The 12,650-nt window shown below is 62.0% G+C and carries 11 protein-coding genes; 8 read left to right on the forward strand and 3 right to left on the reverse strand.

Annotation, left to right across the window (positions count from 1 at the left end; translation table 11 throughout):
• The first annotated feature begins 10 nt into the window (after positions 1 to 10).
• The 3 genes from ACO550_RS04505 to aspA all read left to right on the forward strand — a co-directional run bounded on the left by ACO550_RS04505 (position 11) and on the right by aspA (position 3,594).
• On the forward strand, positions 11 to 1,117 hold the full coding sequence (locus tag ACO550_RS04505) for an oxidoreductase (RefSeq protein WP_315591734.1): 1,107 nt from the start codon (positions 11 to 13) through the stop codon (positions 1,115 to 1,117).
• Positions 1,118 to 1,315: 198 nt separating this feature from the next.
• Positions 1,316 to 1,735 (forward strand): PaaI family thioesterase, encoded by a 420-nt coding sequence (locus ACO550_RS04510; RefSeq protein WP_315591735.1) that lies wholly within the window; start codon positions 1,316 to 1,318, stop codon positions 1,733 to 1,735.
• 431 nt (positions 1,736 to 2,166) lie between these two features.
• Complete coding sequence (gene aspA, locus ACO550_RS04515; RefSeq protein WP_315591736.1) at positions 2,167 to 3,594, forward strand: aspartate ammonia-lyase; 1,428 nt, start codon at positions 2,167 to 2,169, stop codon at positions 3,592 to 3,594.
• A 119-nt stretch (positions 3,595 to 3,713) separates the two neighbouring features.
• Here aspA and ACO550_RS04520 read toward each other — a convergent pair whose 3' ends face one another.
• Entirely contained in the window at positions 3,714 to 4,097 is a 384-nt protein-coding gene (locus ACO550_RS04520; protein ID WP_485994259.1) for a zinc ribbon domain-containing protein, read from the reverse strand.
• A gap of 235 nt (positions 4,098 to 4,332) precedes the next feature.
• On the reverse strand, positions 4,333 to 5,289 hold the full coding sequence (locus tag ACO550_RS04525; RefSeq protein WP_315591737.1) for a LysR substrate-binding domain-containing protein: 957 nt from the start codon (positions 5,287 to 5,289) through the stop codon (positions 4,333 to 4,335).
• A 146-nt stretch (positions 5,290 to 5,435) separates the two neighbouring features.
• Here ACO550_RS04525 and ACO550_RS04530 point away from each other — a divergent pair, with 146 nt between their 5' ends.
• The 4 genes from ACO550_RS04530 (at position 5,436) to ACO550_RS04545 (ending at position 11,285) form a co-directional block, all read left to right on the forward strand.
• Complete coding sequence (locus tag ACO550_RS04530; protein WP_315591738.1) at positions 5,436 to 6,635, forward strand: fumarylacetoacetate hydrolase family protein; 1,200 nt, start codon at positions 5,436 to 5,438, stop codon at positions 6,633 to 6,635.
• A gap of 116 nt (positions 6,636 to 6,751) precedes the next feature.
• Positions 6,752 to 8,083, forward strand: a complete 1,332-nt coding sequence (locus ACO550_RS04535) for an MFS transporter (RefSeq protein WP_485994262.1) — start codon at positions 6,752 to 6,754, stop codon at positions 8,081 to 8,083.
• Positions 8,084 to 8,121: 38 nt separating this feature from the next.
• On the forward strand, positions 8,122 to 9,729 hold the full coding sequence (locus ACO550_RS04540) for an aldehyde dehydrogenase family protein (RefSeq protein ID WP_315591740.1): 1,608 nt from the start codon (positions 8,122 to 8,124) through the stop codon (positions 9,727 to 9,729).
• Positions 9,726 to 11,285, forward strand: coding sequence for a UxaA family hydrolase (locus ACO550_RS04545; protein WP_315591741.1), 1,560 nt, complete (start codon positions 9,726 to 9,728; stop codon positions 11,283 to 11,285). Before ACO550_RS04540 ends, ACO550_RS04545 begins: the two co-directional genes overlap by 4 nt.
• A gap of 351 nt (positions 11,286 to 11,636) precedes the next feature.
• Here the strand turns inward: ACO550_RS04545 and ACO550_RS04550 are convergent, their stop codons facing one another.
• Positions 11,637 to 11,969: a helix-turn-helix domain-containing protein gene (locus ACO550_RS04550; RefSeq protein ID WP_485994264.1), complete on the reverse strand. Its 333-nt coding sequence runs from the start codon at positions 11,967 to 11,969 to the stop codon at positions 11,637 to 11,639.
• Between the two features lie 276 nt (positions 11,970 to 12,245).
• Here ACO550_RS04550 and ACO550_RS04555 point away from each other — a divergent pair, with 276 nt between their 5' ends.
• Positions 12,246 to 12,554, forward strand: a complete 309-nt coding sequence (locus ACO550_RS04555; protein WP_315591742.1) for a hypothetical protein — start codon at positions 12,246 to 12,248, stop codon at positions 12,552 to 12,554.
• The last annotated feature ends 96 nt before the right edge of the window (positions 12,555 to 12,650 follow it).

Here is a 12,650-nt window from a genome sequence, read left to right on the forward strand (position 1 = left end):
GAGCAATTTAATGTCCAGACTATTCACACCCGTCAAGGTCGGTCCATACGAATTCGAGCACCGCGTCGTGCTGGCACCGCTCACGCGCATGCGCGCCCACGATGGCGCTGTTCCCGGCCCGCTCATGGCAGAGTACTATGCCCAGCGCTCATCCCCTGGGGCGTTTTTGATTGGTGAAGCGACTATCGCCGCGCCCAATGGTAACGGGTACCTTGGCGCACCTGGCCTTTACGACGACAGCCAAATCGCTGGCTGGCGGCTGGTCACGGAAGCTGTGCATGCCAAGGGCGGCAAGATTTTCCTGCAGCTGTACCACGCAGGTCGTCAGTCCCATTTGGACGTCCAGCCAGACGGCACGGCACCGGTGGGACCGTCGGCGATTGCCCACGGCGGCGTAGCATATACAAAGTCGGGGTGGACGCCTAACACGCCGAATCGTGCGCTGGAGATCAAAGAGATCGCGGAACTCGTTGAAAGCTTCCGTCGTGCCGCCGAGCGCGGCCTCGAAGCCGGTTTCGACGGAGTGGAAATACACTCCGCCAATGGCTACTTGTTCGACCAGTTCCTCCAGGACGGTAGCAACAAACGCACAGACATTTACGGCGGTTCGTTCGAGAACCGCGCGCGCTTCCTGCTCGAAGCCACACGGGCGGTGATCTCTGTCTGGGGTAGCGACCGGGTCGCGGTGCGCTTGGGCCCGAGCGGTTCGTTTGGCGACATGTCTGACAGCGACCCGGAAGGCCTGTTCACCTATGTGGCCACCGAACTCAGCAAGCTCGACCTCGCCTACCTGCACCTGATCGAGCCGCGTGTGCGGGGGGAGTCCGATGACGAGACCAGGGACCCCAACCCGGTAGCCTCGCAATTGATCCGCAAGTTCTACCGCGGAACAATCATTGCTGCAGGAGGATTCAAGGGCGAAAGCGCCGAGGCAATTGTTGCCGCAGGCGATGCCGACCTGGTGGCGTTCGGTCGCGACTTCATTGCCAACCCTGACTTGCCCGAACGACTCCGCCGCAAGCTTCCGCTGAATCCGTACGATCGCGAAACCTTCTTCGGTGGTACGGACATCGGCTATGTCGATTATCCGTTCTACGCTGAACGCATTGCCGCATGATTTCGCGCTGAGAGATCGGCCGCCCCGGACCCCCGGCGGCTGACCTTGGCACGATTCGCGATGAATCGTGCCCCGATTTTCCTCCGAAGATTCCCGCCGCATGGTTCGCAAGCATCCCGCATTCCCAGGAGGGATTGGCGTCTTACACTACTGCCACCAATTGGGCCAATCAATCGCCTTCCATTCAGGAGAAAAACCATGAGCGCGCTGCGTCCGGACGTCACCATCGAGACTCTCCATGAAGGCCAGCGTGGCATGCTCCCCGATTTGCTTGGCGTGCGCATTGTCGAACTTGCTCAAGGCGTGCTCACGGGAGAGCTTGCGATACGTCCTCAGTTGCTGGCACCTAATGGATTCCTGCATGCCGCCACGGTTATTGGGCTTGCCGATACGTGCTGTGGTTACGCCTGCATTGCTCACCTGCACGAGCACGCCCTCAATTTCACGACACTCGAACTCAAGAGCAACTTCCTCGGAACGTGTCGCGATGGAACGATCCGTGCCGTCGCGACAGCCGTGCATCTTGGGCGAAGCACGCATGTCTGGGATGCGTCGGTATTCGATACTGCCGGGCGTACGATCGCGCTGTTTCGTTGTACGCAGATGCTACTCCGCTAAATCGTCGCGGCACTGAGGGTCCTACTCTCTGCGGTCTTGGTGAGCAGCGCGGGAATGCGGTTCAACTCAGACTCAGGATCTCGCGAGCCTGGGCTGCGGTCGCGACACCCTGCGCGAAGGCACCAAGGTGGTGGTCGAGGACCTGCCGCGTCGCTGCGGCGAATTGAGGGGAAGCGTTCGGCATTTGACATTTCCGGTTTGGGACCGTGCTTCGGCGATCCTACCCACGCTCGCCCGCAAACTGTGCTGCCAGAGTTTCTCTCCAACTGTGCCTAGGGCATGAGATGTCGACGCCGTCTCTCATACGTTTTTTGCATAACCTATGTAACCCCTCTGCTGTTGATACCGTCTTTGCATGGGCAGTGGCGGTGTAGAAGTCGGAGCACTAGACTTCGGCAAGCTATTACAGACGAACCGTACCAGGGGAGACAATGTCCAACGCAAGCTTCAGAAATGAACACGATTTACTTGGCGACCGCGAAGTTCCTGCGGACGCCTACTATGGCGTCCACACGCTGCGCGCAGTCGAGAACTTCCCGATTACGGGCACTCCGATTTCCATCTATCCCGAGCTCATCAAGGCTCTAGCTGCAATCAAGCAAGCAGCTGCACTTGCAAATAATGAGCTCGGCTTGCTCGACAAGCACCGTTGCGATGCAATCGTCAATGCGTGCAAAGAGATCACGGCTGGCGCGCTCCACCAGCAGTTCGTCGTTGATGTAATACAAGGCGGCGCTGGCACATCGACGAACATGAACGCCAACGAGGTAATCGCGAACCGTGCGTTGGAGCTGCTCGGCCACAACAAGGGTGAGTATCAGCATCTTCACCCGAATGAACACGTCAATATCGGCCAAAGCACGAACGACGTTTATCCGACGGCACTCAAGATTGCTACTTGGTTCGGCATTGGCGGGCTGTTGGATGCCATGGCTGTCTTGCGCGAAGCATTCGAGGCAAAGGCGGAGGAGTTCGCTCACATCATCAAGATGGGTCGTACCCAGTTGCAGGACGCCGTACCAATGACGCTGGGACAGGAGTTCAGCACGTATGCGGTGATGCTGGGCGAAGACGAGCAACGCCTGCGTGAGGCTGCAATGTTGATTTGCGAGATCAATCTCGGCGCTACAGCGATTGGCACAGGCATTACCGCACATCCGTCGTACGCACCGGTTGTGTTGCAACGGCTTCGTGAGATCACCAAGATCCCGCTCGAGACAGCTCCCAACCTCATCGAAGCAACGCAGGACTGCGGCTCTTTCGTACAGCTCTCCGGCGTGCTTAAGCGAGTAGCGGTCAAGCTATCCAAGACGTGCAACGACTTGCGCCTGCTGTCGAGTGGACCTAGAGCTGGCCTCGGTGAAATCAACCTGCCGCCGATGCAGGCGGGGTCTAGCATCATGCCGGGCAAAGTGAATCCCGTCATTCCGGAAGTGGTGAACCAGATTGCCTTTGAAGTCATCGGCAACGACGTCACTGTCACCTTTGCTGCAGAGGCAGGCCAGCTTCAACTGAATGCCTTCGAACCGATTATTGCGCACAGCCTCTTCAAGAGCGTCAGCCATCTTCGCGCCGGTTGCTTGACGCTGGCCGAACGTTGCGTAAAGGGCATCACTGCGAATGAGGACAAGCTACGCGCGGCAGTACAGAATTCAATTGGTGTAGTCACCGCACTGAACCCCTACATCGGATATGCGAACGCGACAGCTGTCGCCCAGGAAGCTCATGTAACCGGCGGCAGCGTCTATGAAATCGTGCTACGTAAAGGCCTACTTTCGCAGGACGAGCTCGACAGGATCCTTCGTCCGGAATCGCTAACGCGCCCTGTGCCGCTTGACCTCCATACGAAGTCGCGCTGAAAGCCGTGCTCAGTTTGTGAAGTGAGGTCGCTATGCGCTACCGAGATTGGCGGCGCACGACGTCCCCACCTGACTGAGTGGAAACCGAGGCGGTGAGTACATGATGTCAAAGTACTCGGTCAGCAGCAGCGGAGAGCCCTGAGACGCCTTGTCTCTCTCTCGTACCCTTTTGGGGCCCCCTGCCAACCTTGCGGATGAAAGCGCCAATCACACCGCCCGATGATCTGAACGGGGCCCAAGCAGGGCATTTGGGGATTGCCCGCGTTAACTCCCAGGGACTCCAGAAGCCGGCGCAGACCATTTTGTGAGGCATTCTCGTCGCACAGATGGTGTGTGTCGCAGCTCGGGCAATCCCACTCACGGATAGACGGGTGAATACCGCCCTCCACGACGTGATTGCACACGTGACAAGTGCGCGTGGTGCCGGTTTCGTCCAGCACTACCGTGCGCTTACCCGAGCGCGTCGCCATCCACTGAAGAGTGCCCTTGAACGAACCGTGCATGCTGCGATTACGGACGGCACGGTTGTACTTTCGACCTTTTCCATGGTCTCCGTTCTCGGGAACATAGTCCCCGATCCCAACGACGTCATAGTGTCGAAATAGCTGGTTAGCCAGCGAAAATTGAAAGAGCTTTCTTTGTTTCCATGCATCTGGAGCGGATCACGGGCGTGTGTATGGGAATTAAGGCACCAATCCTCTTAAGACAAGTTCGCAGCTGCCGCATCTACCTGTTTTGCTAAACACCGTCGCTGTTTTGCAGGGCCGCCGCCCGCAGTACCGCCATGAACTGCCGCATGGCCTCCGACGGCAGCTCGTTCTTGCGGGTAACAATGCCGTAGCTGGACATGTTGCGCCGGATCGGCACTGGAAGTCGCGCCAACATGCCTTCGGCGACGAATCGCTGCACCACGGCACGTGGCTGCAGTGAGAGCATGTCCGTCGCCCCCAGCAACTCCAGCGTCGAAAAAATCGATGGCGTCTCCACCATACCGACCAGTGCCTGAATGCCGGCCGCCGATACGGTTTCATCGAAGAGCTGGCGGATAGCCGTCAGCGGCGGATAGAGAATCCAGGGCCATGCGCCCACATCAGCGAACTCCAGCCTGGACTTGGCCAGCAAGGGATGCCCCGGCCGGCATACGACCCAGACCGGTTCCGGCGACAGCTCCTCGAAATCGAAGATCGCCCGATGCCGTGGTTCGGTCAGGCGCCCCACCATGATGTCCAGCCGCCTGTCTTCGAGCCAGATGGCGAGCTGGTCGCTGCTCTGCTCGATCAGTTTGACCATCAGCCGCGGCCGCTGCTGCAGGATGTCGCGGATCGCCGACGTCACCACCTGGGCGGCCGAAGCGGAAATCGCGCCGACGGTCAGGTGGCCATGCCCGCCAGCCCGTAGCGCTTCCAGTTCGCTCATGAACTTGCCCAGTTCAGCCAGCGCGGTCGACGCATAGCGCAGCGCGAACTCGCCGAGCTCTGTGGGGCGCATATCCCTTGGCAGGCGATCGAACAGCCTGGCCTGCAGGGTGTCCTCGATATCGCTCAGGATTTTCGTGGCCGCCGGCTGGGTGACATGCAGCTGCTCCGCCGCTACGCGAAGGTTGCGGGTGCGCCCCAACACGTCGAGCAACTGAAGGTGTCGGAAGCGCAACTTAGCAAGCACGGCGGACGGGGCAGACGCGGTCTGTCTCGGCATACAGGTAAACCCGTTAATATCAATAACCAGATGGAATGGATTTTACCCAATTATCAATTGGATGTTTATCGCAGCGAAACGTAAAGTTCCACCCATTGCTGCGCGTCGCAGCGTGCTCATGACAACAACATCAGGTGGAGACAACGATGACATCGCCCCTTGCGCTCAGTGCAACGCAAACGCTCCCTGCGGACGGGTTCACCGGCACGCTGGTCGGCCGGGCCTGGATTCCGGCCGACCACAGTGTGCCCGGAGGTCCAGGGGTGGTTGTGGTGCGCCCGGACGGCGTATTCGACATCTCCGAGGCTGCGCCAACTATGAGCACCCTTCTGGAAAGCGACGACCCGCTGGCGGTGGTGCACAACACTCCCGGCCGCTGGATCGGCGATCTGGATGCACTGCTGACCCACACCGCCAATCCGGAGGGCACCCCCTCGCAGGCCCGTCTGCTCGCACCCTGCGACTTGCAGGTGATCAAGGCCGCGGGCGTGACCTTCGCCGGCAGCCTCATCGAGCGGGTGATCGAAGAGCGGACCAAGGGAGATCCGCAAGGTGCTGCGGAGGTACGCAGCAAGATCGGTGCGCTGATGGGCGACCGCATTTCACGGATCCGGCCGGGTTCGCGGGAAGCTGGCGAACTGAAGGCCCTGCTGATCGAGCATGGCATGTGGTCGCAGTACCTTGAAGTGGGTATCGGCCCGGACGCCGAGATCTTCACCAAGGCACCGCTGCTGTCCGCGCTGGGCACCGGCACGGAAATCGGCCTGCATCCGGGCTCGGCGTGGAATAACCCGGAACCCGAAATCGTGCTGGCCATCAACAGCCGTGGCGATGTGGTCGGCGCCACGCTCGGCAATGACGTCAACCTGCGCGACTTCGAGGGCCGCAGCGCGCTGCTGCTTGGCAAAGCCAAGGACAATAACGGCTCATGCGCAATCGGGCCGCTACTGCGCCTGTTCGACGACAGTTTTTCGCTCGATGACGTGCGAGGCGCCACGGTCGATCTCCGTGTAGAAGGCGCGGACGGCTTCGTGCTGTCCGGCACCAGTTCGATGGATCAGATCACGCGTGACCCGCTGGACCTGGTTGCGCAAGCGATGGGCGCGAACCACCAGTATCCCGACGGTGCCATGCTGTTCCTCGGTACGCTCTTCGCACCGGTGGAAGACCGCGATACCGCGGGCGGTGGCTTCACGCACAAGGACGGCGATGTCGTCACCATCTCCAGCACCAGGCTTGGCCGCCTGATGAATCGCGTTGGCCGCAGCGATCGCATCGCGCCCTGGACGTACGGCGTGCGCGCGCTGATGACCCATCTCGCCGCGCGCGGCCACACCAACTTCTGAACACTCGCGCCACCACGGCGCCCGGACCACCGCAGCTACCCCGCGAGAAGCCAGAGACGGGGACGCCGCGATTCATCGTTGAAGCCGCTAGGTGCGGCTTCAACCGGAGACAACTCATGCAAGCTCAAGCTTCCCACCACGATCCGCTAGCGAGCGCTGTCAGCAAGGCCCGCCTGCGTCTTGCGCCCTTCCTCGCGCTAATGTTCGCCCTGTCGATGCTCGACCGGTCGAACGTCGGCTTCGTCAAGCAGGCGCTGATGATCGATTCCAAAATCGTCAACGCCGCCTATGCGCTGGGCGCCGGCATCATCATCATCGCTTATGCCCACTTCGAGATTCCCAGTAACCTGATCCTGCATCGTGTCGGTGCCAAGATCTGGCTTAGCCGCATCATGGTCACCTGGGGACTGGCCTCAGCCGCCATGATGTTCGCGCACGACGAGACCTCGTTCTACGTGCTGCGCTTTATCCTTGGCGTGGCGGAAGCCGGCTTCTCGCCGGGCGTGATTCTGTATTCGACCTACTGGTTTCCCGCCAGCCAGCGTGGCAAGGCGCTCGGCGTGTACTACTTCGGCCTACCCGTGGCCCTGGTGCTCGGCGGCCCCGTCTCCGGGTTGCTGCTGGATGTGATGGGCGGCCAGCTCGGGCTGCGCAACTGGCAATGGATGTTCATCATCGAGGGCCTGGCAGCTTCGGTGGTTGGCGTGATTGCCTTCTTCTATCTAGTCAGCAAACCGCGCCAGGCAAAATGGCTGAACGCCGAGGAGAAGGCGGCGCTGGAGGCCGCGATCGCGGCGGAAGACAATCAGAAGACCACGCATGGCCCTGCGACCGCACTGAGTGCGCTGGCCAACTGGCAGGTGCTGCGTTTCGTTGCCATCTACTTCGCCATCCAGGTCAGTGTCTACGGCGTCATCTTCTACTTGCCGACGCGCATTTCCGAACTGACTGGCACCGCGATCGGGGCGAAGGTCGGCCTGCTCACCGCGATTCCATGGCTTTGCGCGCTGATTGCCCTGCGCCTGATCACCGGCATGGCAGATGCCAGGGGCAAACAGCGCGAGTTCGCCATGGCCATGCTCGCCATGGCCGCCACGGGCATCGCGCTGTCGACGCTGGGGCACGAACTGATTCCGGTGCTGCTGGCCTTCTGCCTGGCGACCGTCGGCTTCGTCGTGGTGCAGCCGCTGTTCTGGACGCTGCCGACCGCTTACCTGAGCGGCACCGCAGCAGCCAGCGGCATCGCCCTGATCGGCGCGCTGGGCAACCTTGGCGGCTTTATCGCGCCGACGCTGAAGACGGCCGTCGAATCCACGTTCCATAGCCAGCAGGCAGGCATGCTGGCCCTGGCCATCGCGGGTGTCGTCGGTGTCGCGCTGCTGATGAGCGTTGGCGCCCGTTCCCGTCGCAGTTCGGCATTGCGGCTCGACCCGTCCAAGGCCGCGTGAACGCCCCCCTTGTATTCCCTGTCTCCGATCACCGTCTCATGACCATCCTCGGCCTTCACTACATCGGCGGCGAACGCGCCGCCTCCGCCGGTACCGCGCTGTACAGTATCGACGCCATCACCGGCGAGCGGCACCCGGTCAGCTTCCATGAGGCGACCGAAGCCGAAGTGGTAGCCGCCTCGCTGGCCGGGTACCGGGCCTTTCCCGCATTCCGGGCCACGTCCCCGAGCGAGCGTGCCGCGCTGCTGGAAGCCATCGCCGACGAAATCGATGCGCTGGATCATTCGTTCCTTGCCGCGGCCCACCGCGAGACGGCCTTGCCGCTGGCACGGCTGGAAGGCGAACGCAAGCGCACCAGCATCCAACTGCGCATGTTTGCGGCCACGGTGCGGCGTGGCGACTTTCTCGATGTACGCATCGACCGCGCGCAGCCGGCGCGCCAGCCGCTGCCGCGTCCGGATCTGCGGCAATACCGCGTCGGCGTGGGGCCCGTGGCCGTGTTTGGCGCAAGCAACTTCCCGCTCGCGTTCTCGGTGGCGGGCGGCGACACGGCATCGGCGCTCGCCGCCGGCTGCCCGGTAGTGGTGAAGGCCCATCCGGGCCATATGGTCACGTCCGAGTATGTTGCCGATGCGATCGAACGCGCGATCTCACGCAGTGGCGCTCCGGCGGGCACCTTCAGTATGGTGTTCGGCACGGCCGTTGCTGGTGCGGCGCTGGTACGGGCGCCGCACATTAAGGCCGTCGGCTTTACCGGATCACTGGCCGCAGGCCGTACCCTGTTCGATATGGCGCAGTCACGGCCAGAGCCGATTCCGGTGTTCGCGGAGATGTCCAGCGTGAACCCCGTGTTCCTGATGCCCTCGGCACTGTCCGCGCGCGCGCCCCAGATGGCGCGCGAGCTGGCCGCCTCGGTGACCTTCGGCTGCGGCCAGCTTTGCACCAACCCTGGGTTGGTGCTCGGGGTCCGCTCACCGGCATTCGATGCATTCGTCGCCGAACTCGGCACCGCACTGACGCTGACCGAGCCGCAGCACATGCTAGGCACCGCCATCCAGCAGAATTTCCAGCGCGGGCTGGCCAACTTGAGCGAGATACCGGGTGTGGAAGTGCTGGTGGCAACGGGAGCGGGTGGTCGTGTAGGTGGGCACTTGCTGAAAGCGAACCGCAGCCTGCTATTTGCAGAGGATCGCCCGTTGGAGGAGGAAGTATTCGGCCCATCCACTGTGATCGTGGCACTGGATTCCACGGACGACTTCCTGGCATTCGCGGAACGGATGCGGGGTCAGCTGACCGCGACGCTGATGGCCAATGAGGCCGACCTGCACCGTCATGCCGCACTAATCACGATGCTGGAAGACAAGGTCGGCCGGCTGCTCTGCAACAGCTACCCGACCGGTGTGGAAGTCAGCGACGCCATCGTCCACGGCGGCCCCTATCCGGCCGCCTCCGATGCGCGCGGGACCTCTGTCGGCAGCGCCGCCATCGAACGCTTCCTGAGGCCGGTGTGCTACCAGAACCATCCCGATGCCCTGCTACCGCCGGCCTTGCGTGACAGCAACCCGTGGAACCTGCCTCGCCTGATCGACGGAGTGCCAACACCGGCCGCGCTGCATCCCACGCACAACCTGGAGGCCACAGCATGAGTGCGATCCTGGAACAATACGCGTCAGCGACAGCGGAACCTGTCATCCGCCTGCATCCAGATGACGATGTCGTGATCGCACGCACCCAGCTGGTCGCTGGCACCCACGTGGGTGAAGGCGTGGTGGTACGCGGCCTGGTACCGGCAGGACACAAGCTCGCCGTGCGCGCGCTGGCGGCCGGTGCGCCAGTGCGCCGCTACGGTCAGGTGATCGGCCTCGCCATGCGCCCGGTCGCGCCGGGTGAACACGTCCATACGCACAACTTGGCCATTGGCGAATTCGAGCGCGACTATGCGTTCGGGACGGCAACGCGCCCCACTGCTCTGATGCCCTCCAGGCGCGAGCAGTTCATGGGTATCGTGCGTGCCGATGGGCGAGTCGGCACACGCAACTACATTGGCATCCTTACCTCGGTCAATTGCTCCGCCACCGCTGCGCGCGCAATCGCCGAGCATTTCCGGCGCGAGATCAATCCGCACGCGCTGGCCGAATTCCCTAACGTGGACGGCGTGGTGGCCCTGACGCACGGGCAAGGCTGCGCGGTGGATGCCGAAGGCGAAGGCTTGGCGCTGTTGCGACGCACGCTGGCAGGCTATGCACGTCATCCCAACTTCGCTGCCGTGCTGATCGTAGGCCTAGGCTGCGAAACCAATCAGATCGATGGCCTGCTGGAAAACCAAGGGCTGGCTCGCGGTGGCGCACTGAAGACCATGACCATCCAGGCCACCGGCGGCACCGCGCGCACAGTGGCCGCCGGCATTGAGCAGGTCAAGGCGATGCTGCCCGATGCCAACCGCGTGCAACGCAAGCCCGTCGACGCCTCCCATCTCGTGATCGGGCTGCAATGCGGCGGCTCAGATGGCTACTCTGGCATCAGCGCTAATCCGGCGCTCGGCGCAGCGGTCGACCGGCTCGTGGCCCAAGGCGGCACCGCGATCCTGTCGGAGACACCCGAGATCTACGGCGCAGAGCATCTGCTGACCAGCCGCGCCATATCGGCGGAGGTCGGCCACAAGCTGATCGACCGGATTCGCTGGTGGGAAGCCTACTGCGCGCGCATGAACGCAAGCCTGGACAACAACCCCTCGGCCGGCAACAAGGCCGGAGGGCTCACCACCATCCTGGAGAAATCCCTTGGGGCCGTTGCCAAGGGCGGCACCACCAACCTGGTCGACGTGTATCACTATGCGGAGCGGGTGAAGGCGGCTGGCCTGGTCTTCATGGACACGCCCGGCTACGACCCGGTCTCGGCCACCGGACAGGTGGCCGGTGGCGCCAACCTGATCTGCTTCACTACCGGGCGCGGTTCCGCCTATGGCTGCGCGCCGGCGCCGTCCCTGAAGCTGGGCACCAACACGGCCTTGTGGCAGCGCCAGCAAGAGGACATCGACCTCAACTGTGGTGCCGTCATCGACGGCACGCAGTCGATCGACGAGGTGGGAGAAGCGATCTTTCGACTCATCCTCGCGACGGCTTCGGGTCGGTGCTCGAAGAGCGAACTGCACGGGTACGGCCAGAACGAGTTCGTTCCGTGGCAGTTGGGCGCCGTCACCTGATGGCGCATCGGCGTGGTAGCCGCCGCTTGCCACCGTTCACCGTGCATCAGGAGCAGGCGTCAGTTTCGCCGCTGACGCCTCACCCCGTGCGATGCGGGCATGGAAATGTTGTTCCACGCTGAACGAGATACCCACGACGGCGAGATCCACTCCCTGTTCGCCGCTCTCGTGAAGACCTCCCCCGCACTGGCACGGTGTCCAGTGCCAGCATGCCAAAATCGGGCTGGATTAACGTCTCGCAGTCCCCGAACGGCACCCGTCGCGCTGTTTGAAAAGGAACTTGAGCAGGGGAAGCTCGTGATGGTGGAACCCAACCCGTCCGCGCCAAGCGTCGCGTACTCGTGCTACTCCTTAAAGTATCCACATGCTGCTTTGGGTTATAGCGTTGCAGAGATTGCTAGGCAGCAGCTTGACATTTGGCGTAGAGCTCAACGCACAGTAAGTCAACTGATAAGACCACAGTTCAAAATTCAAAGAGTTTTGAGTACCTGACTGATGGTGTCGCAGAATGACCCGCACCAGCGTACGCAGTGTCGCCGCGCCGCGCTCGAGATCCTTGACAGAGCGTAGACTGACGCCCGCAAGCGCTGCCACCTCGGCCTGCGTCAGATTCCATGACAGCCGCAGCAACCGCACATCGCGCCCTAATTGACGCGCACGTTCCGACACGCACCGTTCGCCCATGCGACCCTCCGTGAGTGCTGCAAAACCTCATTTCCCGTCAAATAAATATATATTATTTGTTATACTTTGGGGTGTACGGATGCAACGCGTTCGCCGAGCCCCACGTCTCCAAACGTGGGCCTCACGGAATCAAACCAACCCCGGAGTGCCATTTGCGATGTATGGGGTTGCCGGTCATTTTGCAGCTTTAGCTGTACAGCTAAAGCATCGTCGCCAGCTAAAACAATGAGTCGCCGACCACGCTGTGCAAGAAAAGACCCGACTCCGCAGAGCTTCATGAACAAGAGCAGCCAGCATTCAACAACGCCCGCTCCCGTCGCGAAACTCGCGAACGAGCTCAGCACAGTTCTGTCCGAGTCCACTAACAAACGAATCCGCGTCGTCCAGGTGGTCAAACCGAAGTCCGACAGCAATACGGGCCCGGATCTGGCGCTTGAACTCGATGTCGCTGGCACGACGGTGGAACTTGCTGTATCAACCTTGCGTTTCGCTTACGCGCCGCCGCGGTTAGCTCGGCGCGAATTCGACCACTGCTGCGATAGCGCCGCCGGCCACCTATCGGCACTTCCGGCCTCCGCGAGATAGCGATCCCAGCGGACCCGCGGGGTGAGACCTTGGACAATGCCACGGAAGTAGGCGAAGTGCTCTTGGTGCAATCGCTGTCGCTTGATTCGAGCGAGT

Source organism: Cupriavidus sp., assembly GCF_057315035.1.

Excerpts from the sequence above, each read along its gene's own strand:
- ACO550_RS04505 (WP_315591734.1), top strand. The coding sequence starts at position 11 with ATGTCCAGACTATTCACACCCGTCAAGGTCGGTCCATACGAATTCGAG.
- ACO550_RS04510 (WP_315591735.1), top strand. The coding sequence starts at position 1,316 with ATGAGCGCGCTGCGTCCGGACGTCACCATCGAGACTCTCCATGAAGGC.
- aspA (WP_315591736.1), top strand. The coding sequence starts at position 2,167 with ATGTCCAACGCAAGCTTCAGAAATGAACACGATTTACTTGGCGACCGC.
- ACO550_RS04520 (WP_485994259.1), bottom strand. The coding sequence starts at position 4,097 with ATGCACGGTTCGTTCAAGGGCACTCTTCAGTGGATGGCGACGCGCTCG.
- ACO550_RS04525 (WP_315591737.1), bottom strand. The coding sequence starts at position 5,289 with ATGCCGAGACAGACCGCGTCTGCCCCGTCCGCCGTGCTTGCTAAGTTG.
- ACO550_RS04530 (WP_315591738.1), top strand. The coding sequence starts at position 5,436 with ATGACATCGCCCCTTGCGCTCAGTGCAACGCAAACGCTCCCTGCGGAC.
- ACO550_RS04535 (WP_485994262.1), top strand. The coding sequence starts at position 6,752 with ATGCAAGCTCAAGCTTCCCACCACGATCCGCTAGCGAGCGCTGTCAGC.
- ACO550_RS04540 (WP_315591740.1), top strand. The coding sequence starts at position 8,122 with ATGACCATCCTCGGCCTTCACTACATCGGCGGCGAACGCGCCGCCTCC.
- ACO550_RS04545 (WP_315591741.1), top strand. The coding sequence starts at position 9,726 with ATGAGTGCGATCCTGGAACAATACGCGTCAGCGACAGCGGAACCTGTC.
- ACO550_RS04550 (WP_485994264.1), bottom strand. The coding sequence starts at position 11,969 with ATGGGCGAACGGTGCGTGTCGGAACGTGCGCGTCAATTAGGGCGCGAT.
- ACO550_RS04555 (WP_315591742.1), top strand. The coding sequence starts at position 12,246 with ATGAACAAGAGCAGCCAGCATTCAACAACGCCCGCTCCCGTCGCGAAA.